28 protein-coding genes and 1 other RNA gene are annotated in these 24,296 nt (G+C 69.8%); 16 read left to right on the top strand and 13 right to left on the bottom strand.

The features are described 5' to 3' along the window. The first annotated feature begins 169 nt into the window (after nt 1–169). The 8 genes from prfB to R2K23_RS15960 are packed head-to-tail and all read left to right on the top strand — an operon-like array spanning nt 170 to nt 6,689. Nucleotides 170–1,285 carry a peptide chain release factor 2 gene (gene prfB / locus R2K23_RS15995; RefSeq protein WP_316510555.1) on the top strand — a complete coding sequence of 372 codons (1,116 nt, stop codon included), beginning with the start codon at nt 170–172 and terminating at the stop codon, nt 1,283–1,285. After that, nucleotides 1,278–2,240, top strand: coding sequence for a mechanosensitive ion channel family protein (locus R2K23_RS15990; protein WP_316510554.1), 963 nt, complete (start codon nt 1,278–1,280; stop codon nt 2,238–2,240). Before prfB ends, R2K23_RS15990 begins: the two co-directional genes overlap by 8 nt. Beyond that, nucleotides 2,233–2,739 carry a hypothetical protein gene (locus R2K23_RS15985; protein WP_316510553.1) on the top strand — a complete coding sequence of 169 codons (507 nt, stop codon included), beginning with the start codon at nt 2,233–2,235 and terminating at the stop codon, nt 2,737–2,739. Before R2K23_RS15990 ends, R2K23_RS15985 begins: the two co-directional genes overlap by 8 nt. 40 nt (nt 2,740–2,779) lie before the next feature. After that, entirely contained in the window at nt 2,780–3,469 is a 690-nt protein-coding gene (gene ftsE / locus R2K23_RS15980) for a cell division ATP-binding protein FtsE (RefSeq protein WP_316517325.1), read from the top strand. Beyond that, nucleotides 3,470–4,366, top strand: coding sequence for a permease-like cell division protein FtsX (gene ftsX, locus R2K23_RS15975; RefSeq protein WP_316510552.1), 897 nt, complete (start codon nt 3,470–3,472; stop codon nt 4,364–4,366). Between the two features lie 2 nt (nt 4,367–4,368). Continuing rightward, nucleotides 4,369–4,869, top strand: a complete 501-nt coding sequence (gene smpB / locus R2K23_RS15970; protein ID WP_316510551.1) for an SsrA-binding protein SmpB — start codon at nt 4,369–4,371, stop codon at nt 4,867–4,869. Nucleotides 4,870–4,876: 7 nt separating this feature from the next. Beyond that, nucleotides 4,877–5,884: a DNA polymerase domain-containing protein gene (locus R2K23_RS15965; RefSeq protein WP_316510550.1), complete on the top strand. Its 1,008-nt coding sequence runs from the start codon at nt 4,877–4,879 to the stop codon at nt 5,882–5,884. Beyond that, a complete protein-coding gene (locus R2K23_RS15960) occupies nt 5,841–6,689 on the top strand; it encodes a maleylpyruvate isomerase family mycothiol-dependent enzyme (protein WP_316517323.1) in 849 nt (282 codons plus the stop codon). The genes R2K23_RS15965 and R2K23_RS15960 overlap by 44 nt, the downstream gene beginning before the upstream one ends. Nucleotides 6,690–6,698: 9 nt before the next feature. Here the strand turns inward: R2K23_RS15960 and R2K23_RS15955 are convergent, their stop codons facing one another. Then, nucleotides 6,699–6,833 carry a hypothetical protein gene (locus R2K23_RS15955; RefSeq protein WP_316510549.1) on the bottom strand — a complete coding sequence of 45 codons (135 nt, stop codon included), beginning with the start codon at nt 6,831–6,833 and terminating at the stop codon, nt 6,699–6,701. A 245-nt stretch (nt 6,834–7,078) separates the two neighbouring features. Between R2K23_RS15955 and R2K23_RS15950 the strand changes: the two genes are divergently transcribed. Beyond that, the gene (locus tag R2K23_RS15950) at nt 7,079–7,681 is read left to right on the top strand and encodes a VldE C-terminal domain-containing protein (RefSeq protein ID WP_396893613.1); all 603 of its coding nucleotides are present in this window, start codon (nt 7,079–7,081) and stop codon (nt 7,679–7,681) included. Here the strand turns inward: R2K23_RS15950 and R2K23_RS15945 are convergent. Continuing rightward, nucleotides 7,678–8,376, bottom strand: coding sequence for an Ntn hydrolase family protein (locus R2K23_RS15945; RefSeq protein ID WP_316510547.1), 699 nt, complete (start codon nt 8,374–8,376; stop codon nt 7,678–7,680). The genes R2K23_RS15950 and R2K23_RS15945 overlap by 4 nt on opposite strands. 33 nt (nt 8,377–8,409) lie before the next feature. Here R2K23_RS15945 and R2K23_RS15940 point away from each other — a divergent pair, with 33 nt between their 5' ends. Next, the gene (locus R2K23_RS15940; RefSeq protein WP_316510546.1) at nt 8,410–9,384 is read left to right on the top strand and encodes a transglycosylase SLT domain-containing protein; all 975 of its coding nucleotides are present in this window, start codon (nt 8,410–8,412) and stop codon (nt 9,382–9,384) included. A gap of 123 nt (nt 9,385–9,507) precedes the next feature. On the opposite strand, the gene R2K23_RS15935 is transcribed toward R2K23_RS15940, so the two are convergent. The 4 genes from R2K23_RS15935 to R2K23_RS15920 all read right to left on the bottom strand — a co-directional run bounded on the left by R2K23_RS15935 (nt 9,508) and on the right by R2K23_RS15920 (nt 12,456). Then, nucleotides 9,508–10,731 (bottom strand): MFS transporter, encoded by a 1,224-nt coding sequence (locus tag R2K23_RS15935; protein ID WP_316510545.1) that lies wholly within the window; start codon nt 10,729–10,731, stop codon nt 9,508–9,510. A 105-nt stretch (nt 10,732–10,836) separates the two neighbouring features. Continuing rightward, nucleotides 10,837–11,204, bottom strand: a transfer-messenger RNA (tmRNA) gene (gene ssrA, locus R2K23_RS15930). A gap of 112 nt (nt 11,205–11,316) precedes the next feature. Beyond that, the gene (locus R2K23_RS15925) at nt 11,317–12,135 is read right to left on the bottom strand and encodes a hypothetical protein (protein WP_316510544.1); all 819 of its coding nucleotides are present in this window, start codon (nt 12,133–12,135) and stop codon (nt 11,317–11,319) included. Nucleotides 12,136–12,240: 105 nt separating this feature from the next. After that, on the bottom strand, nt 12,241–12,456 hold the full coding sequence (locus R2K23_RS15920) for a hypothetical protein (RefSeq protein WP_396892144.1): 216 nt from the start codon (nt 12,454–12,456) through the stop codon (nt 12,241–12,243). Nucleotides 12,457–12,465: 9 nt separating this feature from the next. On the opposite strand from R2K23_RS15920, the gene R2K23_RS15915 reads away from it, so the two are divergent. The 4 genes from R2K23_RS15915 (at nt 12,466) to R2K23_RS15900 (ending at nt 14,951) form a co-directional block, all read left to right on the top strand. Beyond that, nucleotides 12,466–13,335, top strand: a complete 870-nt coding sequence (locus tag R2K23_RS15915; protein WP_316510542.1) for a TIGR03619 family F420-dependent LLM class oxidoreductase — start codon at nt 12,466–12,468, stop codon at nt 13,333–13,335. Between the two features lie 106 nt (nt 13,336–13,441). After that, nucleotides 13,442–13,876, top strand: a complete 435-nt coding sequence (locus R2K23_RS15910) for a hypothetical protein (protein ID WP_316510541.1) — start codon at nt 13,442–13,444, stop codon at nt 13,874–13,876. A 23-nt stretch (nt 13,877–13,899) separates the two neighbouring features. After that, nucleotides 13,900–14,238 (top strand): cupin domain-containing protein, encoded by a 339-nt coding sequence (locus R2K23_RS15905; RefSeq protein ID WP_316510540.1) that lies wholly within the window; start codon nt 13,900–13,902, stop codon nt 14,236–14,238. A 59-nt stretch (nt 14,239–14,297) separates the two neighbouring features. Beyond that, nucleotides 14,298–14,951, top strand: a complete 654-nt coding sequence (locus tag R2K23_RS15900) for a GNAT family N-acetyltransferase (RefSeq protein WP_316510539.1) — start codon at nt 14,298–14,300, stop codon at nt 14,949–14,951. Between the two features lie 10 nt (nt 14,952–14,961). Here R2K23_RS15900 and mbtN read toward each other — a convergent pair whose 3' ends face one another. Genes mbtN through R2K23_RS15865 form a run of 7 tightly spaced genes read right to left on the bottom strand, consistent with a single transcriptional unit; the run spans nt 14,962 to nt 21,216 of the window. After that, entirely contained in the window at nt 14,962–16,119 is a 1,158-nt protein-coding gene (mbtN, locus tag R2K23_RS15895; RefSeq protein WP_316510538.1) for a mycobactin biosynthesis acyl-ACP dehydrogenase MbtN, read from the bottom strand. After that, a complete protein-coding gene (gene mbtM, locus R2K23_RS15890) occupies nt 16,116–17,693 on the bottom strand; it encodes a long-chain-fatty acid--ACP ligase MbtM (RefSeq protein ID WP_316510537.1) in 1,578 nt (525 codons plus the stop codon). The genes mbtN and mbtM overlap by 4 nt, the downstream gene beginning before the upstream one ends. Beyond that, complete coding sequence (locus R2K23_RS15885; protein ID WP_316510536.1) at nt 17,690–17,950, bottom strand: acyl carrier protein; 261 nt, start codon at nt 17,948–17,950, stop codon at nt 17,690–17,692. The genes mbtM and R2K23_RS15885 overlap by 4 nt, the downstream gene beginning before the upstream one ends. A 29-nt stretch (nt 17,951–17,979) precedes the next feature. Beyond that, nucleotides 17,980–18,363, bottom strand: a complete 384-nt coding sequence (gene crcB, locus R2K23_RS15880; RefSeq protein WP_316510535.1) for a fluoride efflux transporter CrcB — start codon at nt 18,361–18,363, stop codon at nt 17,980–17,982. Further along, entirely contained in the window at nt 18,360–18,731 is a 372-nt protein-coding gene (gene crcB / locus R2K23_RS15875) for a fluoride efflux transporter CrcB (protein ID WP_316510534.1), read from the bottom strand. The genes crcB (R2K23_RS15880) and crcB (R2K23_RS15875) overlap by 4 nt, the downstream gene beginning before the upstream one ends. Before the next feature lie 33 nt (nt 18,732–18,764). Then, on the bottom strand, nt 18,765–19,769 hold the full coding sequence (locus tag R2K23_RS15870; protein WP_316510533.1) for a YihY/virulence factor BrkB family protein: 1,005 nt from the start codon (nt 19,767–19,769) through the stop codon (nt 18,765–18,767). 31 nt (nt 19,770–19,800) lie between these two features. Continuing rightward, the gene (locus tag R2K23_RS15865; RefSeq protein WP_316510532.1) at nt 19,801–21,216 is read right to left on the bottom strand and encodes an MDR family MFS transporter; all 1,416 of its coding nucleotides are present in this window, start codon (nt 21,214–21,216) and stop codon (nt 19,801–19,803) included. A 127-nt stretch (nt 21,217–21,343) separates the two neighbouring features. Between R2K23_RS15865 and pgm the strand changes: the two genes are divergently transcribed. Together pgm and R2K23_RS15855 are read left to right on the top strand one after the other, a co-directional pair. Next, nucleotides 21,344–22,990, top strand: a complete 1,647-nt coding sequence (pgm, locus tag R2K23_RS15860; RefSeq protein WP_316510531.1) for a phosphoglucomutase (alpha-D-glucose-1,6-bisphosphate-dependent) — start codon at nt 21,344–21,346, stop codon at nt 22,988–22,990. Next, nucleotides 22,987–24,258, top strand: coding sequence for an MFS transporter (locus R2K23_RS15855; RefSeq protein ID WP_316510530.1), 1,272 nt, complete (start codon nt 22,987–22,989; stop codon nt 24,256–24,258). The genes pgm and R2K23_RS15855 overlap by 4 nt, the downstream gene beginning before the upstream one ends. Nucleotides 24,259–24,296 lie beyond the last annotated feature (38 nt).

Below are 24,296 nucleotides of genomic sequence, written 5' to 3'. Positions count from 1 at the left end.
CGGGGCGGAATCTTTGCGGCGCGGGCGACCGTTGCCGGTGCTTGGGCTGGACCGGCGAGGGCTCGGGGTCGTGCGCTACCAAAGGTGTTTACGGGTCTGATGGTAAACGTGCTGTCCAATTGCCGCCGGTGGTCAGGGCAGAACCGGCGCGCCGGTAACCTGAACAGCCGTGGACCTCGACCGTCAATCCGATATCGCCGCGCTGGACACCACTCTGACCACCGTGGAGCGGGTGCTCGACGTCGATGGCCTCCGGCAGCGCATCGAAACACTCGAGCAGGAAGCCTCCGACCCGAGCCTCTGGGATGACCAGGCGCGCGGCCAGAAAGTGACCAGCGATCTGTCCTACGCCCAGGGCGAGTTGCGCCGCGTCGAGGAGCTCCGCCAGCGCCTGGAAGACCTGCCGGTCCTCTACGAGCTGGCCGCCGAGGAGGAGGGCGCGGCCGCCGAGTCAGCCGCGGCCGAGGCGGACGCCGAACTGGCGACGCTGCGCGAGGACATCGCGGCCATGGAGGTCCGCACGCTGCTCTCCGGTGAGTATGACGAGCGCGAAGCGGTGGTGACCATCCGCGCCGGGGCCGGCGGTGTCGACGCCGCCGACTGGGCCGAAATGCTGATGCGGATGTACATCCGCTGGGCGGAGCAGCACAATTACCCCGTCGAGGTGTTCGACACGTCCTACGCCGAGGAGGCCGGGATCAAGAGCGCGACGTTCGCCGTGCACGCCCCCTTCGCCTACGGCACGCTGTCGGTGGAGCAGGGCACCCACCGGTTGGTGCGGATCAGCCCGTTCGACAACCAGAGCCGACGGCAGACCTCGTTTGCCGACGTCGAGGTGCTGCCCGTGGTGGACACCACCGACCACATCGAGATCCCCGAGGGTGACGTGCGCGTGGACGTCTACCGCTCCAGCGGCCCCGGCGGGCAGTCGGTCAACACCACCGACTCCGCGGTGCGCCTGACTCACATACCCACCGGCATCGTCGTCACCTGCCAAAACGAGAAGTCGCAGCTGCAGAACAAGGTGGCGGCCATGCGCGTGCTGCAGGCAAAGCTGTTGGAGCGCAAGCGGTTGGAGGAGCGCGCCGAGATGGACGCGCTCAAGGGCGACGGCGGCAGCTCGTGGGGCAACCAGATGCGCTCCTACGTCCTGCACCCGTATCAGATGGTGAAGGATCTGCGCACCGAGTACGAGGTGGGTAACCCGGCGTCCGTGCTCGACGGTGACATCGACGGTTTCCTGGAGGCCGGCATCCGATGGCGCAACCGGAAAGACGATGACTGACACCACGGTCAGCGTGCTGGCCTTCGACTGGGCCCAGAAGTGGCACAACTTCTGGCACGGCACCGTGGGCCAGTGGATCCTGACCAGCGGCCTGCAGATCCTGCTGCTGCTGTTGGGGGCGGCCCTGGCGGCGCGCTTCATCGGCTGGGGGTCGCGCAAGGTGACCCGCCGCCTGGAGCAGGGTTTCCAGGCCGGCGACGCGCTGGTCCGCTCGGAGGCCTCCAAGCACCGCCAGGCGGTGGCCTCGGTGATCTCGTGGGTGGCGATCGTCATGCTCAGCGTGATCGTGGCCGTGCAGATCACCAACGTCCTCGACATCCCGATCGGCTCCCTGGTGGCGCCCGCGGCGGTGTTGGGCGCCGCGATCGGCTTCGGCGCCCAGAAGGTGGTCCAGGACCTGCTGGCCGGGTTCTTCATCATCACCGAGCGCCAATACGGCTTCGGCGACCTGGTGGAGCTGAACATGATCGGCGCACCGGACGGATCGGTCGGCACGGTCGAGGAGGTCACGCTGCGGGTGACCAAGCTGCGCACCTCCGACGGCGAGGTCTTCACGGTTCCCAACGGCAACATCGTCCGGTCCCTGAACATGTCCAAGGATTGGGCCCGCGCGGTGGTGGACATCCCGATCCCTGTGACGGCCGACCTGAACCGGGTCAACGAGGTGCTCCAGGAGGTCGGCAACTCCTCGATGGAGGACCGCCTGCTCAAGGACCTGCTGCTGGACCAGCCGTCGCTGATGGGCGTGGAGAGCATCGGCATCGACAACGTCAACCTGCGGATGGTGGCGCGGACCCTGCCGGGCAAGCAGTACGAGGCCGGCCGGCGCCTGCGCGCCCTCGTCGTGCGCGCCCTGGGCCAGGCCGGTGTGGTCACGGCCAGCGGCAACGGGCCGATGGTGGACACGCTGCCGTCGACCGCTTCGGAGGGGAAGCGGGGTGCCGGCGGTGACTGACCAGGAATCGGGCCGGCCGCGGATCAAGGTGCCGTCGCACCTGTTCGGCGGGCGGATGCGCACGTCCACCGTGGTGCTGCTGATCGCGTTCTTCGCGACGTGGTGGACCTACTACACCTATGCGCCGGCGCCGCCGCCGGACCCCGCCACACAGGTGGTGCCGCCGGGGTACGTGCCGGATCCGGAGTACACCTGGGTGCCGCGGACCCGGGTGCGTACGCCGCAGCCCACCGTGACCCCTACGACGACGACCCCCACGACGACGACCCCCACGACGACGACGGGAACCACCGCCCCGGAGTCACCCGACCCGCAGGACACCACGGCGACCACGACCACCGAACCGGCGCCGGGAGACCTCATGCTGCCGCCGGGCGGCCCGGAAACGACGACGGCGCCGACCCCGCCGCCGCCCGCACCGCTGTTCCCCAATCTGTTCCCGCCGGCGCCGGCGGGAACGCCGGCACCCGGTCCGGAAGCGCCGGGCACCGCGCCGTAGCCGGGACTGCCGCCGGACCCCGCTACACTGGCGTGCCGTGATGATCACCCTTGACCGAGTCACCAAGCAGTACAAGCAGTCCGCGCGTCCCGCGCTGGACGATGTGAGCCTGACGATCGGCAAGGGTGAGTTCGTCTTCCTCATCGGCCCTTCGGGTTCGGGCAAATCGACGTTCATGCGGCTGCTGCTCGGCGAGGAGACGCCGAACTCGGGGGACATCCGGGTGTCGAAGTTCCACGTCAACAAGCTGCCCGGCCGGCACATCCCCAGCCTTCGGCAGGTGATCGGCTGTGTGTTCCAGGATTTCCGGCTGCTGCAGCAGAAGACGGTGTTCGAGAACGTCGCGTTCGCGCTCGAGGTGATCGGCAAACGGCCCGAGACGATCAATCGGGTTGTGCCCGATGTCTTGGAGATGGTCGGGTTGTCCGGCAAGGCCAACCGGCTGCCCGGCGAGCTTTCCGGTGGTGAGCAGCAGCGGGTGGCGATCGCCCGCGCCTTCGTCAACCGGCCGCTGGTCCTGCTGGCCGACGAGCCGACCGGCAACCTGGACCCGGAGACCAGCAAGGACGTCATGGACCTGTTGGAGCGCATCAACCGGACCGGGACCACGGTGCTGATGGCCACCCACGACCACCATATTGTCGACGCGATGCGCCAGCGCGTTGTCGAACTGTCGTTGGGCCGCCTGGTCCGCGATGAGCAGCGCGGTGTCTACGGAATGGATCGATAAGTGCGTTCTGGCTTCCTGATCAACGAGGTCCTGACGGGGCTTCGTCGCAACGTGACGATGACGGTCGCGATGATCCTGACGACCGCCATCTCGATCGGCCTGTTCGGCGGCGGGATGCTGGTGGTGCGGCTGGCCGACCAGTCCCGCGCGATCTACCTCGACCGGGTCGAGAGCCAGGTGTTCCTCACCGAGGACATCTCCGCCAACGATCCGACGTGCAACTCCGAGACCTGCATGGCGCTGCGGGCGACCATCGAAGACCTCGACGACGTCCGGTCGGTGCGGTTCCTCAACCAGCAGGACGCCTACCAGGACGCCGCCGAGAAGATGCCGCAGCTGGCCGAGATCGCCAGCGAAAACGCGTTTCCGGCGTCGTTCATCGTCAAACTCAGCGACCCGGAGCAGCACGCCGTGTTCGAAGAGGCGATGCGGGGTCAACCCGGTGTGCGCGAGGTGATGAACCAGAAGGAGCTGATCGACCGGCTGTTCTCGGTGCTCAATGGGCTGTCCAACATCGCGTTCGCGGTGGCGCTGGTGCAGGCGATCGGCGCAGTGTTGTTGATCGCCAACATGGTTCAGGTCGCCGCGTATACGCGGCGCACCGAGATCGGCATCATGCGACTCGTCGGTGCCACCCGCTGGTACACCCAGCTGCCGTTCCTGCTGGAGGCGATGCTGGCGGCGTTGATCGGCGTGGTGCTCGCCATCATCGGCCTGATCCTGGTGCGCAGCCTGTTCCTCGACGCCACGCTGGACCAGTTCTATCGGGCCAATCTGATTGCGCCGATCGACTTCCTGGACATCCTGTATTACTGCGTGCCCTGGATGCTCGGTCTGGGCTTGGCGATGTCGGGCATCACGGCGTACCTGACCTTGCGGCTGTACATCCGAAGGTAGCGATGGCCAAATCCAAGAAGGGCAATGCCGCCGCCACACCCGGCCGCAAGGTCGTCGCGACGAACCGCAAGGCGCGGCACAACTACGCGATCCTCGACACCTACGAGGCCGGCGTGGTGCTGCAGGGCACCGAGGTGAAGAGCCTGCGGGAGGGACAGGCGTCGCTGGCCGACGCGTTCGCGACCGTCGACGACGGCGAGATCTGGCTGCGCAATCTGCACATCCCCGAGTACGTGCAGGGGACCTGGACCAACCACGCCCCGCGGCGCAACCGCAAGCTGCTGCTGCACCGCCGGCAGATCGACACGCTGGTGGGCAAGATCCGCGACGGCAACCTCACGCTGGTGCCGCTGTCGCTGTACTTCCTCGACGGCAAGGTCAAGGTGGAACTGGCGCTGGCGCGCGGTAAGCAGGCCCACGACAAGCGCCAGGATCTGGCGAAGCGCGACGCCGACCGCGAGATCATCCGGGAGATGGGTCGGCGCGCCAAGGGAATGTCCTGACGCTGCCATGGCCGCAGGGGAGCAGCGCGCCGGGGTCGACCTGACCAATCTGGATCAGCCGCTGGGCCCGGAGGCCGCCGCCACGAAGCGGGACCTCGTCGACTACCTCGATGCCGTCGCGGACCGGCTGCTGCCGGGCCTGATCGACCGGCCGCTGACGGTGTTGCGGGCGCTGCGGGGCCGGGCGCCGTTCATGCAGAAGAACGTCCCGAAGTACACCCCGGACTGGGTGGCCACCGTGGCGATCTGGGCGGAGTCGTCCCGGCGTGAGATCCACTATGCGCTGTGCAACGACCGGCGCACCCTGCTGTGGTTCGCCAACCAGCGGGCCATCGAATATCACCCCACGCTGGGGCTCGCCGCCAACATCTATCGACCCACCCACCTGGTGCTCGACCTGGACCCGCCGACCGGTGCGGACTTCGCCGCGGTGGTGGCCGTGGCGCAGCTGGTGCGCCGCGCGTTGGCCGACGCCGGCCTGGCCGGCGCGGTGAAGACCAGCGGCTCCCGGGGCCTGCACATCTTCGTGCCCGTCGATGACAGCGCTCCGGTCGAGGACGTCGCCGCGGCCACCCGCGCCTTGGCCGCCCGGGCCGAGGCCCTCGATCCCGACATTGCGACGACGGCGTTCATCGTCGAGGACCGCGCGGGCAAGGTATTCGTGGATGCGACCCGCGCGGGCGGGGCGACGGTGGCCGCCGCCTACAGCCCTCGGCTGCGCCCGGGCATGCCGGTGTCGTTCCCGGTGGCGTGGTCGGACCTGGACCGCGTGAGGCCGGGGGATTTCACGCTGCACACCGCGCTCGACGCGCTGGGCGGCCGCGATCCGTGGGCCGAGGCGATGCCCCCTGCGCAGGCGTTGCCGCGCGACGTGATCGAACAGGGTCACACCATTCCGGTGGCCCGGGTGGCCGCGATGCACGAAGGTAAGCGCCGTGCCCGCGCCCGGCGGGACAACGCGGTACCGTCGGCTGGTGAGCAGCCCTCGCCCGGTTCTGGAACTGAACCAAACTGAAGTACTCGACGCCCTTTTCGCCGTCTGGGACGACATCGAACGACTGCTGGCGACGGTGCCCGCGGCCGACTGGCGGCGACCGACCGCGTTGCCGGGATGGTCGATCCACGACGTCGTCGCGCACATCATCGGCACCGAATCGATGCTGGCCGGGACGCCGACACCGGAGTCCGGCGTCGACGTGGCGGCGCTCGACCACGTGCGCAACCCCATCGGGGAGTTGAACGAGCACTGGATCGTCACCCTGCGCGACGAGACCGCCGAGGCCATGCTGGGCCGCTACCGCGAGGTCATCGCGCGGCGCCGCGCCACCCTGCCGCAGCTGAGCGCCGAGGAGTGGAACGCGGTCACCGCGACGCCGGCCGGACCCGACAGCTACGGCCGGTTCATGCGGATCCGGATCTTCGACTGCTGGATCCACGAGCAGGACATCCGGCAGGCGCTGGGCCGGCCGTCGACCGACGAGGAGCTGACCGGGCCGGCGGCCCGCCAGGCGCTCGACGAGATCGCCGCCAGCATGGGCTTCGTCGTCGGCAAGCTCGGCAAGGCACCGGCGGGCTCCCGCGTCGCCTTCGAGTTGACCGGGCCACTGGCGCGCACCATCCGGGTGGCCGTCGACGGGCGCGCGGCCGTGGTCGAGGAGTTCGACGCCGAACCCACCACGGTGATCCGTCTCGACGGTCTGCAGTTCACCCGGCTGTGTGGCGGTCGCCCGCTGTGCGGGTCGCGACCCAGCGCCATCGAGTTCGACGGTGACGCGCAGGTCGGTCAGCGCGTGGTGGACAACCTCAACTACGTGATCTGAGTCGGGGCGTCACCGCGGCAGTCGGGTCACCACCCCGCCCTTCTCCTCGGCGTAGGCCTTGGCGGCCTCGCTTTCGGCGTCGGTGAACGCCCGCACCGCCTGCGGGTCGTTCGGGACGGTGACCAACAAGGTCAGGTCTTTCAAATCTGCCGGCTGACGGGTCGGCGTCCGCCGACTGACTGCCCCGCTCACTGCGCATCACTCCAACCGAAGCAACCCTGGAACCGGCCACCAAACCAGACCCGGTGCACGGGGTCAACTCGGCTGACGGGGATCGCCATACCCACAGCCGCGATGGCAGTAAGGTGCTCTGCGTGGGGAGGAACCTGTTAGCCAGCCACCGGGGACGGTTGTTCGTCCTGGCGGTGTCGGTGGCGCTCTCCGGCGGGATGCTCTACGCGCAGGGAACGGCGCCTGTGCAGCGCGTTGCGGAGCCGACGGCGGCCGCGGCCGCGGCCGGTCCCGTCGGCCCGGCGCCGGACGCGCCGCGGATCGCGACGCCCGCCGAAGCGGATCTGTTGGCGGCCAGTTCGCCGGTCGCCGCGGCCCGCGACTTCCAATTCGAGCTGCCCGCCGGGGTGGCCCCGGAGTCCGGACTGCAGGTCAAGACCATCTGGGTGGCGCGCGCCATCAGCGTGATGTTCCCGGAGATCACCACCATCGGCGGCTACCGGCAGGATCCGTTGAAGTGGCATCCCAACGGGCTGGCGATCGATGTGATGATCCCGAATCACAACAGCGACAAGGGCATTGAACTGGGCAACCAGATCGCGGGCCTGGCGCTGGCCAACGCCGAACGCTGGGGTGTGCTGCACGTGATCTGGCGGCAGGGCTACTACCCGGGCATCGGCGCGCCGAGTTGGACCGCGGACTACGGTTCGGAAACGCTCAACCACTACGACCACGTGCACATCGCCACCGACGGCGGTGGCTACCCCAGCGGGGACGAAACCTACTTCCTGGCGTCGATGGACCCGGCGCCGAAAAGTTAGTCGAAGAGGCCGTCGAGTGCCCGTTGCTCGCGGTCCTTCCAGCGGCTCACCTGATCGCGGACCTCGGCGACCTCGTCGGGGCTGAGGTGATGCGCCCCGTCGGGGGTGATGCGGCACAGATCCATCGGGCCGCCGACGCTCGGTGAGGCGACTGCCAGCGCATCCAGCACCCGCAGCACGCCCAGCAGTCCGTAGTTCACCTCGCGATCGGACATGTTGAAGTTCTCCATCAGCGTGTAGGCCTGCTGCGCCATGGGGGCGCCGCTGCCGATGGCCTGAAACCCGGTGTCCTCGTGATGCCCGATGAGCCCGTGCGGGTCTATGTCGACGATGAAGGGCTGATCGCGGGTGTAGCCGGCCGCCAGCAGGTAGGTCGCCGGGGTGGCGCCGCTGGATTCCTGGGCCGGGACCTTCTCGATGAAGTTCTCGTAGTGATGGTTGAGCACCGGCACGGCCCGCGCCTGCAGCGCCCGGCCCACGTCGTCGGCCTCGAGAATGGATTCGGGTTCGGCGCCGAAGAGTTGCTCCAGGTCGTACAGCACCGCCCGGGACCCGCTGCCACCCCAGGCCGCGCGCTTTCCCAGCGGATGCAGCTTCTGGTCGGGGTAGGTCAACCCGCGGCCCGGGTCGGTGATCTGCGAATCCGATCCCATCACCACGCCGTCGACGCAGCGCAACGCGATTACGACTGTCATCGTTTCGATGCTGCCATAGGGTCGGCGGCAGACATGTCGAAGCCCGAAGCCGATCCAGGTATGCCCGCTGCGAAGGCGGCGTCGGTGCGCCGCGCGAGTTCGGCGCTGCTCGTCGCGCTGGCGCTCACCGGGTGTGCGAGCCAACCCGAACCCGAACCGGCCCCGACGCCGTCGGTGAGTGTCCCGGTCCCGGCGCCGCCGACACCGAGTCGGGACCTGGCGTCGGACCCCGCCCGACTCGCCGACGACCTGGTGCACGACGAGCGGGTGCTGCGCGACCCGTCGTCGCCGGAGGCGATGTTGGCTGCCGCCGCGCACCGACAGCAGGCGGCCTACCGGGTGCTGGGCCGTCATCCGGAGTGGGATCCGGTTGTCCGGCCGCGGATTCCGCCGGAGCTGCTTGATAACTACGACCGCAACATCACCGCGCGCCGCGACCTCACGGCGCTGGGGGAGAGCTCCGGGTTGCGCGACACCGTGCCGGCCTGGCGGATTGTCGCGCCCGCGCCCGCCGAGGAGCTGCTGGGGTACTTCCGCGAGGCGGAGGCCGCCTCGGGTGTGCCGTGGGCGCATCTGGCAGCGATCAACCTGATCGAGACCGGGTTCGGGCGCATCGAGGGCACCAGTACCGCCGGCGCGCAGGGACCCATGCAGTTCATGCCGGGTACCTGGGAGCAATACGGCGCCGGCGGGGATATCCGGTCACCGCGCGACAGCATCCTGGCTGCCGGTCGGTTCCTGGCCGCGCAGGGTTTCGCCGTCGACCGCGACAATGCGCTGTTCCGGTACAACAACTCCGACCGGTACGTGCGGGCGGTCAACGCCTACGCCGCGGTGATGGCCACCGAACCGACCGCGTTTCACGCCTACCACCGGTGGGACGTCTACTACGTGACCACCGCCGGCGATGTGCTGCTGCCGATCGGCTACGCGGAGACGGCGCCGGTGCCGGTGGCGGAATACCGCGCCCGCGAGGCGCAGCCCGCGCCGACTACCGCGGGGCGGTGAGCGCGAGGGGATCGTGGCGAATTCGGCGATACCCGGCGCGAAAACATCACCAGGGCTGTGGCCTTCCGCGATCCACGACCCTCACGACAATCTCGGCGCGCAAGCCGAGCCCGCACCGCCCGCCTACGCGCCTACCGAGCTCTTCCGATCCCGCACCGCGGCCCAGCCCGCCAACACCGCGGCCAGCGCCAGACCGGCGGCGGCGGATACGGTGACCGCCAGGGCGCCGCCGCCGTCATAGGCCCGGCCGCCCACGAGCGCGCCGAAGGCGATGGCGATGTTGAATGCGCCGCTGTTCAGGGCCGTCGCCGGCTCGGACAGGTCGCTGGCGGTGTGCAGGATCCAGGCCTGGGTCACCACGCTGATGGCTCCGCCGAACAGTCCCCACAACGCCATCGCCGCGGCGCCGTCGGCGACCCCACCGGCCAGCAGTCCCAGCACCAGCACACCGACGAGCACGCCGATGGGCAGGGCGACGAACGTGCCTCGGGGTGAACGTCGCAGCAGTGGGCCCGCGACGAAGTTGCCGATGAAGCCGGCGATGCCGAACACGAACAGCATCGGCCCGACGCCGTCGATGGTGATGTGGATGCGGTCCTGCAGCACCGGGCTCGCGTAGGTGTAGGCCGTGAAGTGGAAGGTGACCAGAACCAACGTCAGCATCACCCCCAGGCGGACCGTCGAGATGGACCACACGGCCCCGAGTTGCCGCAGCGACGAGCGCTCCTGCACCGTGACCGGCGGCAGGAGCACGAACAGAGCGCCGGCAACCATCAGTCCCAGCGCGCCGACGAGGACGAAGGCCCAGCGCCACCCCAACATCGCGCCGATCCAGGCCGCGAACGGGACTCCTATGACGATGGCCATCGAGACCCCGCCGTACGCCACCGTCAGCGCCTTGGCGAGGTCGGCGGGATGCGCCACGCGGGCGGTCACGACCGCCAACAGCGCCCAGAAGATCCCGATGGAGACACCGGCGAACAGCCGGAATGCCAGCAACGCGACCAGGTTCGGCGCAATGGCCGAGGTTACGGCGGACAGAAAGACCAGGAGCAGCGCAAGCACCAGGGCAAGCCTGCGGTCGAGGCGGCCGATGAGTGTCGGGGTGAACACGGCGACGGCGCCGGCGAGAATTCCGGGGATGGTGACGGCCAGTCCCACCATCCCGCTGCTGACCCCCAGGTCGCCACCGATGAGGGTGAGCACGCCGATCGGCAACTGCTCGATGGTGATCATCACGAAGATGCCCAGCGCCAACGCCACGATGGCGACCCACGGGGTGCGCCGCTCCGCGGGAGCGCCGGCCGCCGCGCCGACCGCGTTTTCGGCTGCGCCGGCATCGCTCATTGGTGCACTCCCGTCGGTTGTCGTGCGGTGCAGGCCGACACGTCGGTGGGCGGGCCTTCGAACCACGGTAAAGGCCCCCTACCCGCAGGTAGGGGGCCTTTCCATTGGTGGAGCTGCCGGGAATCGAACCCGGGTCCTACGGCATTCCCTCGAGGCTTCTCCGTGCGCAGTTCGCTGTGTCTCTACTCGGATCTCTCGGTCACGCGAACAAGCCGAGATGACGATCCCAGTCGCTGTTTGGTGTCCCGATGAGTCCCGCGACCGAACTCATCGGTTGATCCCTCTAGATGACGCCAGGGTCCGGGTCGAGGGCTTTCCCGGTCTGACGGACTAGCTTCGCTTAGGCAGCGAGAGCGTAGTCGCGCTGATTGGTATCGGCGCTTAATTGGTTGCAACGACGCTTACGGTGGTCTCTTGCCTGCACCGGCACGCTTCCCTTGATTCGATGCGCGAAGTCGAAACCGTTCAGCCCCTTGTCTGTGAAAACTTCGCACTGTCCCCGCCGACCTTCGACGGGACTGTTCATCATACCGGCCGTTCCAACACCGTCGAGTCAATAAATCATCCCGAACCGTTCACGGCGGCTCAGAACTGCTGGACCCGGCTGACGCTGACGATCGCGCCGTGCCCGGTGCGGTCGTTGCGGAACTGCACCCCGTCCGCGCCGGCGACGACGGTCCAACCCAGCGCCCGGTAGGTCTGATGGTCCAAGGTGGTGGAGGCCTCGGCGCCCAGGTTGCCGTCGATCCAGGTCAGGCTGCCGTCGGGATTGATCTTCACGCCGTGGTACGGCCCGCTGCCGTCGAGGTGCACCGGCCAGGTCATGCCAATGCTCTGGCAGCCGACGAACGCGGCCTGGATCATGCATTGCAGCTCGCCGGACGCGGTCTGCACGCCGGCGTAGCCGTACGGGTTGACCGGGATGGGGACGGCGGCCCCGGCGATGGGCAGCGCCGCCGGGCCCGCGTCGGCGGGACGGGCCGCGAACGTCGAGGGCTGCTCGTAGGAGGTCAGGGCGAAGCCGAAGTCCCGCAGCGGATGCAGGTCGTCTTCCCCGTGCTCGGCGGGCGTCCAGATCACCAGCGGCCGGTTATCGACGACGGTGTGGGCCGCGTAGTGCGAACCGGCCCAGGACAGCTGCGCGTCCATGGCCTCCTGCGAGTCGAAGTGGTCGAAGTTGATGCTGCCGTCGCCGTCGAGCGGGGTGCAGCTGTCGGTGCCGTCGGGGGTGGCGGGCTGACACACCGCGTCCTGCCAGGTGTCGAGCGCGCCCGAGATGGTCGGGGCGGGTTCGGCGGATCCGGCGTCGATGGCACCGGCCGGTGGCTGGGCCGCCGAGCAGCCGGCGGCAACGATCGCGATCGCTGCGGCGGCCGCGGCGCGCACCGATCTGCTGATCGCCATGCCCGGAACCTAGCGAGGCGGCCCCCGCACACCGCGCAGAAGACCACGACCATGGCCGCTTTGACGCACCCTCGTTACTGACCCTTTACCCGCGGGCCGACGGCGTCAGTCCAGATTGCTGGTGCGCGCACCGATGAACGCGAGCAGCGCGGCGGCGTCGGAGGTGACGCGGTCGACCTCTTCGCCGCCGTCGCAGGTGAACAGGCCGACGGTCACGGACGCGTCGTTGCGATGCAGCACCCGCCATACGGCGCCGGCGTCCTCCCAACGTTGCAGTACCGCAACCGGATCGTCGCTCACATCGATGATTGTGCCTGACATGATCGCCGCATGGACGTGGGCCTGCACGCGCTGGGCGTCGGTTCGGGCGCTGAGCGCACCGTGATCGACGCGGTGGCCGCCGCGGCCGAGCGCGCCGGTTTTTCCACGCTGTGGTCCGGCGAACGGGTGGTGATGGTCGACGAATTCGCGTCCCGGTACCCCTATTCGGACGACGGAGTGGGCCCGGTGCCCGTCGACACCGACTGGCTGGACCCGTTCATCACGCTGAGCTTCGCGGCCGCGGCCACCACCCGCATCGGGCTGGCGACCGGCGTGCTGGTGCTGCCCGAACACAATCCGGTGGCGATCGCCAAGCGGGCGGCGTCGCTGGACAAGCTGTGTGCCGGGCGGCTGGCCCTCGGGGTCGGATTCGGCTGGGTGCGAGAGGAGTTCGACGCCATCGGCGTGCCCTTCGCGCGGCGAGCGGCCCGCACCGCGGAGTACGTGGCGGCCATGCGCGAATTGTGGCGCTCGGACGTGGCCTCGTTCGACGGCGAATTCGTGCAGTTCCACGACGTGCGGGTCAACCCGAAACCGCGCAATCGCACGCTGCCCATCGTGCTGGGCGGCAACAGCGAGAGCGCGCTGGAGCAGGCCGCGCAGTGGGCCGACGGCTGGTACGGCTTCGCGCTGGCCGACGTGGAGGAGGCCGCCGCGGCGGCTTCGGCCCTGCGTGCACGGCTGCGCGCCGCCGGTCGGGAACCCGGCGACCTGCGGCTGTGTGCGTCGCTGCGCGCGCCGATGCCCGGTGATGCCCGACGGCTGGCCGACGCCGGTTTCGACGAGATGGTGCTGGTGGCGAGCCCGCCCTTCGACCCCATCGCGGCCGAAGCCTGGGTGGGCGAGCTGGCCGGGCAGTGGATCGGGCCGCGGCACTGACCTGCGGACCGAAGCGGGCAGCCCAAGGGACCTTTACCCTCGGTATCGGCGACCAAAGGCCTCAACCTGGGCGCGACGATCGTGTTGACTCGGGGGAGGAGGAGTCATGAGCGCTGGTGGATCCGCCGCTGCGGCAGCGGTTTTCGTGTGGTTGGGCATGGTGTTGGCGATCTCGTTCCTGGAGGCGCCGCTGAAGTTCCGGGCGCCGGGGGTGACGTTGCCCATCGGGCTCGGCATCGGCCGACTGGTGTTTCGCGCCCTCAACGGCTGCGAGGCGGTGCTGGCGGCGGTGATCCTGGTGGGCATGATCCTCGCCACCCCGTCGACGGCCGCGATGGGCGGTTTCGGCGTCGCGTTGGGCGCGCTCATCGTGCAGTTGGCGGTGGTGCGGCCGGCGTTGATGCGCCGGTCCAACGCCGTGCTGGCTGGTGGTTCCGCAGGTTCCGGGCAGTCCCGGTCGCGGGTTCACTACGCTTATGTGGTGCTGGAAGCGGTCAAAGTGCTCGCTCTGCTGACGACCGGCGTCCTGCTGCTTACCTGATGACTGCGAAAAGAGGAGTGACAGTGCAACCGATATCGCTGACTACGGTCGTTGACGAGCAGCTGGAGGCGGCCCGGGGCGCGCGGGCGGGACGTTCGGCCCACACCGTGCGCGGCGGCCATGATCATTCCCTGCGTGAGACGGTGATCGCCCTGGCCGCCGGCCAGGAACTGGCCGAGCACGAGAGCCCGGGCGAGGCCACCCTGCAGGTGCTGCGCGGCAAGGTCCGCCTGGTCGCCGGCGAGGACTCCTGCGAGTGCTCGACGGGCGATTTCGTGGTCATTCCGCCGGTGCGGCATTCGCTGGCCGCCGTGGAGGATTCGGCGGTTCTGTTGACGGTGCTCAAGACCCAGCACGGCTGAGTCAAGCCGGGCAAGGTAGGTAAACCTAGCCTTCCTCCCTCCGGTAGGCTCACCGCTCGATGACTGAGTCAGCGCCGCGGAATGCCTCGCCCAACGGTTCCTGCACCGCCACGCCGGAGGCACTGCCCGTCCTTCCCCGGGAACTGACGGAGATCTCCGCGGAGGTGCGGGCGGTCCCGGCGCCCCCGTTGCCGTCGATCGGCGAGCCCTACGGGATCAGGCTGGCCGACCCGGAGTCCGACGCCGCAATGATCTCGGAGTGGATGAACCGTCCGCATCTGGTCGAGGCGTGGGAGTCGGACTGGCTGGAGGACCGCTGGCGCGGCTACCTGGCCGCCCAACGCGCCGGCAGCTACTCCCGGCCGCTGGTGTGCAGCCGCCACGGTGAGGATCTCGGCTATCTCGAGGTCTACCGGGCCGCGAAGGACTCGATCGCCCCGCGCTACGACGCGGACCCCTACGACCTGGGTCTGCACGCCGCGATCGCCGATCTTCGGATCGTCAACCGCGGATTCGGTCCGCTGCTGCTGCCCCGTGTCACCAAGAGCCTGTTCGAACTCGAACCGCGTTGCGGCCGAATCATGTTCGACCCCGATCACCGCAACACCGGTGCCCGCCGGCTCTGCGAGTTCGCCGGCTGCGAATTCCTCGGCGAGCACGACATGGCCAACCGCCGCATGGCGCTCTACGCGCTGCACCGGCCGGCGGCCTGACGGCCGGGCCTCAGCCGCCCATCAGGGCGGCGTAGCCGTCGTGGTCGGGCTTCATCGCCGCGGCCACCAGCTCCCAGAGCACCTCGTCGGTGCCGCCGCCCACGCGGGCCAGTTTCATGTCGCGCCACCACCGGCCCAACGGGGTCTCGTCGACCAGGTAACCGGACCCGCCGAAGATGTGCATGCACTCGGAGAGCACTTCCTCGCCGAGGCGCGCCGCGGTCACCTTCACCGCTGCTGCGGCCCGCAGATCGAGCTTGCCGGTGGCGGCAATCCCGTTGAGGCCGTGCCGAAGTAGATCCACCCGGGCCTGCAGGTCGGCCATCCGCAGGCGCAGCGCCTGATGCTCGAACAGCGTGGAGCCGAACTGGCGCCGGTTGACCATCCGGGCGTGCGTGATGCCGAGCACCCGCTGGCAGGAGGACGCCACCTGCCCGGCGATCGACATCCGCTCGTGGGCCAGGCCCCAGGACACCGCGGCCAGGCCGGTGCCGGCCCGGGCGATCAGCGCGTCCTCGGGGACCCAGGTGTCGATGTGCACCGCGGCGGTGTCCAGTGGTCCCGCGCCCACCTTGCGGTAGGGCGTCTGGATCTCGGTCTGCGCGGTGGGCACGGCGATCAGCAGCACGTTGCCGTGCCGGCTGTTCTGGTCGTGGTCGACGCTGCGGGCAACCACCAGGATGTGGTCGGCGATGGGGGACAGCGACACGAACTTCTTGATGCCGCGGATCTCGAAACCGCCACGCGCCGAACGGACCTCGGTCTCGCAGATCTGCAGATCGGAGCCGCCGGACTCCTCGGAGGCGCCAAGGCAGAGCACGGCTTCGCCGCGGATCGCCTGCTCGCAGATGTCCTTGAGGTAGTCGGACTTGGCGAAGCGCCGCAGCGTGGCGATCGCGGAGTCGTGCAGGCTGACGCCGACGGCGATCCCGGCCGAGCCCAGATCGCCCAGCTGGTAGGCCAATTCGAGCAGCTTGCCGACGTGTGGTTGCTGCGCCTGGCCCCACTTCGCGGTGAAAACGCCTGCAGAGCCCAGGTATTCGATGAGCTTGCGGGGGAAGCGCTCGGTTTGTTCGGCCTCGGCGGTCCAGGCGACCACCCGGTCGTCGAACACGCCCTCGAGCAGATCCCGATACTCGTCGACCGAAGTTTCGACTGCCGTGGTCATGTCCGAACCGCCTCCAGATTGCTTCGTACTTCGAGTCGCCGCAGCTTGCCCGACGAGGTGCGGGGCAACGAGCCGGGCGTGACAAAGATGACGTCGGCGGGCACCACACCGCATTCGGAGGCGACCCGCGAAATCAGTTCGCTGCGCGCGGCTTCCGGGTTGGGACCGCGGAACTCGGCGGCGATCACCAGTCCGGGCCGCGGCGCGCCGGGCTCGGTGCCGACGGCGACCACCGCGCCCTCGCGGACGCCGCGCACCTGGGCGGCCACTCGCTCGACCTCGGTGGGGAAGACGTTGCGGCCCGCCACGGTGATCAGCTCCTTCGCGCGGCCACACACCACCAGCCCGCCGTCGACCTGATAGCCGATGTCGCCGGTCTTGAACCACTCGCCGTCGGCCACGGTTTCGGCGCCGAGGTAGCCCGACATCATCGAGGTGCCCCGGATCTCGACCTCGCCGATCTCCTTGCCGGAGTCCGCCGAGTGCTCCTCGGAGGCGACGATGCGCAGTTCCATCCCCGGGATCGGGTGGCCCAGGACCGCGTGGCGCTGCACGGACTCGGTGACCGGGTCCCACAGTTCGTCGGCGAGCAGGCCGGTGCCCGGCATCGGTGCGGTGACCGCGCAGGTGGCCTCGGCCAGACCGTAGGACGGCGCGGCGGCGCCCGGGTCCAGGCCGTAGCGGCCCAGCTCGCTCAGGAAGCGGGCGAATCCTTCGGTGTCGACCGGTTCGCCGCCGTTGATGGCGAAGCGCAGCGCCGACAGGTCGACCTCGGGGACCCGTCGGGCGTACTTGCCGATGACGTTGTACGCGAAATTCGGTGCGGCGGTCAGCGTTGCGCGGCTGTCCGAGAGCCAGCTCAGCCACCGGAACGGCGACGCCGAGAAGGCCGCGGTGGGGGCCAGCCACAGCTCGCAGCCGCCGAGCGCGCCGCTGAGCAGGAAGGTCAGGCCCATGTCGTGATACACCGGCAGCCAGGAGCAGCCGACGTCGACGCTGCGGTCGATTCCGGTGTGCTGCAACAGGCCGCTGACGTTGTTGAACACCGCCTCGGGGCGCAGCGCGGCGGTGCGCGGGGTGCCGGTGGAACCCGCGGTGCCCTGCAACACGGCGTAGCCGCCGTCGTCGGGCGCCGGGCTGAAGGTGCCGGAGCGCCGGGTGTGGCCGACGGCGGGCAGGTCCAGCAACGTGGTCGGGGACCCGGCGTCGCGCAGCAGGTCCAGGTCGGCGCCCGCCGAGCACACGGTGGTGGCCCCGATCCCGGCGAAGCGGGTGAGCGTGGCCTGGGCCCATTGCGCGGGGTCGGCGCCGCGGATCGGGGAGGGCAGGATGGAGACCGCCCGCCCGGCCAGCCACGCGCCCTGCAGGGCCGCGACGAATTCGACCGTGACCTCACCGACCAAACCCACGGCGCCGGCCGGACTGTTGCCGATGCGTTCGGCGACGTTCTCGGCGCGGGCGTGGACCTCGGCCCAGGGGTGCCGGATCCACTCGCCGGTGTCGCGGTGCAGGACCACCAGGTCCTTGTCGGTCTCGGTCATCGCCCGCGTCAGCGCGGACGTCAGCACGTTCACTTGGCGGCGGGAACCTTGGCCAGGATGGCCTTTTCGAGGTCCCCGACGGTCTCGCAGCTGAGCAGGTCCTCTTCGGTCAGCGCGGCGCCGAGCTTGTCCTCGATGGCGACCATGCCGACGGCGAACGCCACCGAGTCCAGGCCCACGTCGTCGATCAGTCGCGAATCACGCGTGACACGGCTGATGTCGACGCTGAGATCGTCGCGCAGGATCTCCTCGAGGGCAGCACTGACCGCTTCCGGGTGAGACGTTTCCATGGCGTGCGACGCTACACGGCGGGGTAAGCCTAGGCTAGGCTTACCCCCCCGGTGAGGCCCGCGATCGTCTGTCCCAGCCAGGCCGCGGCCAGCCCCAGCCCCACACTGACCACGATGTTGGCCACCGCCGGCCAATAGCGTCGGTTCTCGCCCAGCAGCCGGGTCTCCAACATCCACGTCGAAAACGTCGTGTAGGCGCCCACGAAGGCCGTGCCCGCGAGCAGCGCCGCGTGCGGGCCCAACGCCAACCCGCCGAGGAAACCGAGCAGCAGCGCCCCGCTGACGTTGACCGCCATGGTCCCGTACGGAAAGGCTCGGCCCACCCGGCGGGTGACCGCGTGGTCCAACAGGTAGCGGGCGACCGCGCCGAGGCCGCCGAGCACGGCGACCGCCACCCACAACAGCGCGCTCATCGGCGCACCAGTGCGCTTCCCAGCTGCACCGCCGCAAGTCCGGCCGCCACGCTGATCGCGATATAACCCAGCGCCAGGGCGTAGTGGTGGTGTTCGAGCATCCGCAGGGTCTCCACGTGCATGGTGGAGAACGTGGTCAACCCGCCGCAGAACCCCGTGCCCCACATCCGCCGCCGATGGCTCATCGGCGGCAGCCGCGCGCTCAGGTAGCCGAGCAGGAACGCGCCGGCGATGTTCGCCACGAACGTCGGCCACGGCCAGCGCGCCGGGTCGTGCACCGCGAACTCGGCCAGTCCCGCGCGGGCCAGCGTGCCGATCGCGCCGCCGACGAACACCGCTGCCAGCGCGCGCTTGTCATGACCCAACACGTCGCAAAGTATGACCGCGGCCCCCGTCGATACCTAGGGCGAATCTTCGGCGGCCGGCCTGCGCAGCCGCCACGGATGGCGTTCGTGCGGCCAGATCTTCTCGATGGCCGCGTTGACCTCCGCGCCGAGCAGCACCGCCAGGGCGGTGACGTACAACCACAACACCACCGCGATCGGCACCGCCAACTGGCTGTAGGCCGCGTCGTCCTGCACGCTGAACTCCAGGTAGGCGCGCAGTCCCGCGGCGGCGGCCAGCCACAGCACCATCGCCAGCGCCGCGCCCGGCAGATCGCGCCGCCACGGCGTATGCCACGGCGCCCCAAGGTGATACAGCGTGGCCAACCCCACCAGAACCAACACGGCCACCGCCGGCCAGAACAGCAGATCGAGAACCCGCAGGGTCAGCGCGGCGACCGTCGGCGAGGCCACCGCTTCGATGACCCCCGGCCCCAGGACCAGCGGCGGCAGCAGCGCCACCGCCCCGAGCAGGCCGGCCACGGTCAGCCCGAGCGCCAGCAACCGCCGCGGCCCCAGCGGCCGCGGACCGACCCCGTAGGCGATGGCGATGGTCTCCAGGTAGCGGTGGATCGCCCGGGAACCCGTCCACAGGCTCAACACGATGCCGATGGAGATCACGCTGCCGCGCCGCTGGGCCAGCATGGCCTCCACGGTCTGTGCGTAGGCGGTGAAGGTTTGTTCCGACAGGAACGCCTCGGGCACCTCGAGCACCAGCTGCCGCAACCCCTCGGTGCCCGCCGGGCCCAGGGCCTCGGCAATGAACCCCAACGACCCGAGGATCGCCAGCAGCAACGCCGGCAGCGAGATCAGGGAGAACAGTGCGGCCTCGGCGGCCAGGCCGGCCACCCGGTCGTGCACGGCACCCCGAACGGTGCGCAGCACCAGCCGCCAGGCCTGGCGCACCGGTCGCGGCGCCCGGTTGAACACGGCGATGCTGAACCGCAGCAGGGCCATCGGGATCGCGTCGAACCGGGCCGACAGCTGCGAGCCCCGTCGCGACCACCAGCTGCCCGCTGCCATGGATCGAGCCTAGGAGTACCCGGGGGCGCAGCTAGGTCGCGGGTTCGTCGGGGGTCGGGGTGTGGACGGGAAACCGCCGCGGCACGAACAACAGCAGCAGCACGCTGACCGCGCCGGCGACCAGCAAGCCGACGAAGACGGCGTGGGTGGCGGCGTGCATGGCCACGGCGTCGGGTTGGTCGTGCTGGTGGCGCAGCACGGTGTTGGCGACGGCGCCGAAACCGGCGGCGCCCAGGCTCTGCCCCAAGAACCGGGAGAACATCAGCCCGCCGGTGATGGTGCCGCGCTGTCCCCAGCCGACGGTGTTCTGCAGCCCGACGATCAGCGGCGAGAACAACCACCCCATGCCCGCACCCATCACGGCGGTGCAGGCCACCGGCTGCCACACCGGCGCGTCGGGGCCCAGCAGCGTGAACCCGGCCGCGGCGGCCACGGCGGTGACCCCGCCGAGCAGCGCGGTGTTGCGGAAACCGATCCGCAGGTAGATCCGGGCGGAGATGCCGGAGGCCAGGGGCCAGGTGATGCTCATCGCGGCCAGCACGAACCCCGCCGCCACCGGGGACAAACCCAGCACCACCTGCCCCCAGTTGGGCAGGTACACCGACAGGCCGATGACCATCATCCCGGCGGTGGCGGTGGCCGCCATCGACGCCGCGGTGTGCCGTCGGCGCCACAGCCACGACGGGAGAATCGGTTCGGCTGCGCGACGTTCGGCGAAGAGCAGGGCGACACCGGCGACCACCGCGACGGTGAACACGGCGATGCTGGCCGGCGAGCCCCAGGACCAGGTGGTGCCGCCTTGGAGCAGCCCCAGGATCAGCGCCCCCGCGGCAATCAGGACCAGCATGGAGCCCAGGTAGTCGATGCGGTGCGGCCGGCGTTCGACGTCGTCGTGCAGGTCGCGCAGGATCAGATACAGCGCGAACACCCCGATGGGGATGTTCACCAGGAAGATCCAGCGCCACGACAGGTACTGGGCGAACAGGCCGCCCAGCGCCGGCGCGATCACCGCCGAGATGCCCCACACGCTGGCCAGATAGCCCTGGATCCGGCCGCGTTCGGCCACCGTGTAGAGGTCGCCGGCGACGGTTTGCACCGTGCTGCCGATCGCGCCCGCGCCGATGCCCTGGACCGCGCGAAATGCGATCAAGGACACCATGTTCCAGGCGCCCGCGGACAGCGCCGAGCCGAGCAGGAACACGGCGACCCCGATCACCAGGATCGGCTTGCGCCCGTACAGGTCGGTGAGTTTGCCGTAGATCGGGATGGTCACGGTCTGCGCCAGCAGGTAGATCGAGAACACCCAGCCGACCTGGTCGAAGCCGCCGAGGTCGCCGACCACCTGCGGGACGGCGGTCGCCAGGATGGTGGTGTCCATGGCCACCAGGGCCATCGTGAGGATCAGCGCGATCAACACCGCCGTGCGCGGGTCGTGTCGAAGTTTCACCAACCGGCCGCTCTCCGCTCGCACTGCATGCCGACCAGTCTGGTGTGGATCCGACAGAACCGGTAATCGCGCCTGCGCCGTCGTCGTGGCCCGACGGCCGGGGCCGCGGCGGGGCACAATTGCGGGCATGGCCGCCCATCCCCGCGCCGGGCAACCGGCGCAACCCGAAGACCTGATCGACATGGCCCAACTGGTGACCGCTTACTACAGCGTGGCGCCGGACCCCGACGACGTTGCGCAGCAGGTGGCGTTCGGCACGTCGGGGCACCGCGGGTCCAGCCTGGACGCGGCGTTCAACGAGGCGCACATCCTGGCCACCACGCAGGCCATCGTGGAGTACCGCGCCGCCCAAGGCACCACGGGTCCGTTGTTCCTGGGCCGCGACACCCACGGCCTGTCCGAACCGGCGTGGACCTCGGCGCTGGAGGTGCTGGCCGCCAATGACGTTGTCGCCATGGTCGATTCGGCCGACCGGTACACGCCGACACCGGCGATCAGCCACGCCATCCTGACCTTCAACCGGGGCCGCGACACGGACCTGGCCGACGGCATCGTGGTCACGCCGTCACACAATCCGCCGCGCGACGGCGGATTCAAGTACAACCCGCCGCACGGCGGCCCGGCCGACACCGACGCCACCTCGGCGATCGCCCACCGCGCCAACGAAATTCTGCGCGACGGGCTGCGCGAGGTGAAGCGCGTCCCGCTGACCCGCGCGCGGGGACTCGCGCAGCGGCACGACTACCTCGACGCCTACGTCGCCGATCTGCCCAACGTCGTCAACCTGCACGCGATCCGCGCCGAGGGAGTGCGCATCGGCGCCGACCCGCTGGGCGGCGCCAGCGTCGACTACTGGGCCGCGATCGCCGAACGCCACGACCTGAACCTCACCGTTGTCAACCCGCTGGTGGACGCGACGTGGCGGTTCATGACGCTGGACACCGACGGCAAGATCCGGATGGACTGCAGTTCGCCGAATGCGATGGCGTCGCTGATCCACAGCCTGGACGGCGGCAGCGCCGACTATCAGATCGCGACCGGCAACGACGCGGACTCCGACCGGCACGGCATCGTCACCCCCGACGGCGGGCTGATGAACCCCAACCACTACCTCGCGGTCGCGATCGACTACCTGTTCACCCACCGGCCCGGCTGGCCGGCCGAGGTGGCCGTCGGCAAGACCGCGGTCAGCAGCTCGATCATCGACCGGGTGGTCGCCGGGATGGGGCGCAACCTGCTGGAGGTGCCCGTCGGGTTCAAGTGGTTCGTCGATGGACTGTTGACCGGCACAGTGGGTTTCGGGGGCGAGGAGTCGGCCGGCGCGTCGTTCCTGCGGACCGACGGCACGGTGTGGACCACCGACAAGGACGGCATCATCCTGGCCCTGCTGGCCGCCGAGATCCTGGCCGTCACGGGGCAGACGCCGTCGCAGCGCTACACCGAACTCGCGCAGCGCTACGGCGCGCCCACCTATGCGCGCATCGACGCCACGGCCGACCGGGAGCAGAAGGCGCGGCTGGCCAAGCTGTCGGCCGAACAGGTCAGCGCCACCGAGCTGGCCGGTGAGCCCATCACCGCCAAGCTGACGTCGGCGGCGGGCAACGGTGCGCCGCTGGGCGGGTTGAAGGTCACCACCGACAACGCCTGGTTCGCCGCGCGGCCTTCGGGCACCGAGGACGTCTACAAGATCTACGCCGAGTCCTTCAAGGGGCCCGAGCATCTGGCGGAGGTGCAGGCGGCCGCCCGCGAGGTGGTGAATACAGTCATTGCGTGAGTTCTGTGGCGCAAGGTGACGGTTCGGGCGAGGGCCACACCAAGCCCAAGCTCCCGTCAGAGGTCTGGGTACTGATCGCCTCCAACGCCGTGATCGCGTTGGGTTACGGCGTGGTGGCGCCGGTGCTGCCCGAGTACGCCCGGCATTTCGGCGTCTCGATCAGCGCCGCGACGTTCGTCATCACCGCGTTCGCGCTGATGCGGCTGGTGTTCGCGCCCGCTGCCGGCCTGCTGGTGCAGCGGCTGGGGGAGCGGCGCATCTATGTCAGCGGGCTGGTGATCGTGGCGCTGTCCACCGGGGCGTGCGCGTTCGCCGAAACCTACTGGCAGCTGCTGCTGTTCCGGTCGCTCGGCGGCATCGGCTCGACCATGTTCTTCATCTCGGCGCTCGGGCTGATGATCCGCATCAGTCCCGAGAACGCGCGGGGCCGGGTGGCCGGCATGTTCTCCTCGGCGTTCCTGGTGGGCTCGGTCGGCGGGCCGGTGCTGGGCTCGCTGACCGCCGGGCTGGGCCTGTCGGCGCCGTTCCTGATCTACGGAGGCGCGCTGCTGGTGGCCGCGGCGGTGGTGTTCATCAGCCTGCGGCACTCGTCGCTGGCGGCGCCCGCGCCGGCCACCGAGGCGCCGGTGAAGCTGCGCGACGTGCTGCCCAACCGGGCCTACCGCGCCGCGCTGCTGTCGAACTTCGCCACCGGCTGGTCGGCTTTCGGGCTGCGCATCGCGCTGGTGCCGCTGTTCGTCGTCGACGTGCTCGACCAGGGGGTGGGCATGGCGGGTCTGGCGCTGGCCACCTTCGCCATCGGCAACGTGGCCGCGGTGATCCCCAGCGGGCATCTCTCCGACCGGGTGGGGCGGCGGATCCTGCTGATCATCGGCCTGTCGGCGGCGGGCATCGCCACGGCCATCGTCGGGTTCACCGAGAACCTGCCGCTGTTTCTGATCAGCGCGCTGCTGGCCGGCGCGGCCACCGGCATGTTCTCGTCGCCGCAGCAGGCCGCCGTCGCCGACATCGTGGGCAACAAGGCCCGCGGCGGCACCGCCGTGGCGACCTTCCAGATGATGGCCGACCTGGGCTCGATCGTCGGCTCGACGCTGGTGGGGCTGATTGCCCAGCATCTGTCGTTCTCGTGGGCGTTCCTGATCAGCGGCGCCATCCTGGTGCTGGCGTCGTTCGGGTGGATGCTGGCCCAGGAGACCCGGCCGAAGACCTCGCACGAGCACACCTCCGCGCGGCCGTTGGGTCCAGAGGTCTCCGGGGAGGTGCCCTGACCACCGGTTTTGGGACAGGTGGGGTTGTGGTGTAACTT

This window comes from Mycolicibacterium sp. MU0050, assembly GCF_963378085.1.
In the GTDB taxonomy this organism is placed as follows: domain Bacteria; phylum Actinomycetota; class Actinomycetes; order Mycobacteriales; family Mycobacteriaceae; genus Mycobacterium; species Mycobacterium wendilense.
This window is presented reverse-complemented; position numbering and strand designations above follow the sequence as displayed.

Excerpts from the sequence above, each read along its gene's own strand:
- R2K23_RS15990 (WP_316510554.1), top strand. The coding sequence starts at position 1,278 with ATGACTGACACCACGGTCAGCGTGCTGGCCTTCGACTGGGCCCAGAAG.
- ftsE (WP_316517325.1), top strand. The coding sequence starts at position 2,780 with ATGATCACCCTTGACCGAGTCACCAAGCAGTACAAGCAGTCCGCGCGT.
- smpB (WP_316510551.1), top strand. The coding sequence starts at position 4,369 with ATGGCCAAATCCAAGAAGGGCAATGCCGCCGCCACACCCGGCCGCAAG.
- R2K23_RS15965 (WP_316510550.1), top strand. The coding sequence starts at position 4,877 with ATGGCCGCAGGGGAGCAGCGCGCCGGGGTCGACCTGACCAATCTGGAT.
- R2K23_RS15950 (WP_396893613.1), top strand. The coding sequence starts at position 7,079 with ATGCTCTACGCGCAGGGAACGGCGCCTGTGCAGCGCGTTGCGGAGCCG.
- R2K23_RS15945 (WP_316510547.1), bottom strand. The coding sequence starts at position 8,376 with ATGACAGTCGTAATCGCGTTGCGCTGCGTCGACGGCGTGGTGATGGGA.
- R2K23_RS15940 (WP_316510546.1), top strand. The coding sequence starts at position 8,410 with ATGTCGAAGCCCGAAGCCGATCCAGGTATGCCCGCTGCGAAGGCGGCG.
- R2K23_RS15935 (WP_316510545.1), bottom strand. The coding sequence starts at position 10,731 with ATGAGCGATGCCGGCGCAGCCGAAAACGCGGTCGGCGCGGCGGCCGGC.
- R2K23_RS15925 (WP_316510544.1), bottom strand. The coding sequence starts at position 12,135 with ATGGCGATCAGCAGATCGGTGCGCGCCGCGGCCGCCGCAGCGATCGCG.
- R2K23_RS15920 (WP_396892144.1), bottom strand. The coding sequence starts at position 12,456 with ATGTCAGGCACAATCATCGATGTGAGCGACGATCCGGTTGCGGTACTG.
- R2K23_RS15915 (WP_316510542.1), top strand. The coding sequence starts at position 12,466 with ATGGACGTGGGCCTGCACGCGCTGGGCGTCGGTTCGGGCGCTGAGCGC.
- R2K23_RS15910 (WP_316510541.1), top strand. The coding sequence starts at position 13,442 with ATGAGCGCTGGTGGATCCGCCGCTGCGGCAGCGGTTTTCGTGTGGTTG.
- R2K23_RS15900 (WP_316510539.1), top strand. The coding sequence starts at position 14,298 with ATGACTGAGTCAGCGCCGCGGAATGCCTCGCCCAACGGTTCCTGCACC.
- mbtN (WP_316510538.1), bottom strand. The coding sequence starts at position 16,119 with ATGACCACGGCAGTCGAAACTTCGGTCGACGAGTATCGGGATCTGCTC.
- R2K23_RS15885 (WP_316510536.1), bottom strand. The coding sequence starts at position 17,950 with ATGGAAACGTCTCACCCGGAAGCGGTCAGTGCTGCCCTCGAGGAGATC.
- crcB (WP_316510535.1), bottom strand. The coding sequence starts at position 18,363 with ATGAGCGCGCTGTTGTGGGTGGCGGTCGCCGTGCTCGGCGGCCTCGGC.
- R2K23_RS15870 (WP_316510533.1), bottom strand. The coding sequence starts at position 19,769 with ATGGCAGCGGGCAGCTGGTGGTCGCGACGGGGCTCGCAGCTGTCGGCC.
- pgm (WP_316510531.1), top strand. The coding sequence starts at position 21,344 with ATGGCCGCCCATCCCCGCGCCGGGCAACCGGCGCAACCCGAAGACCTG.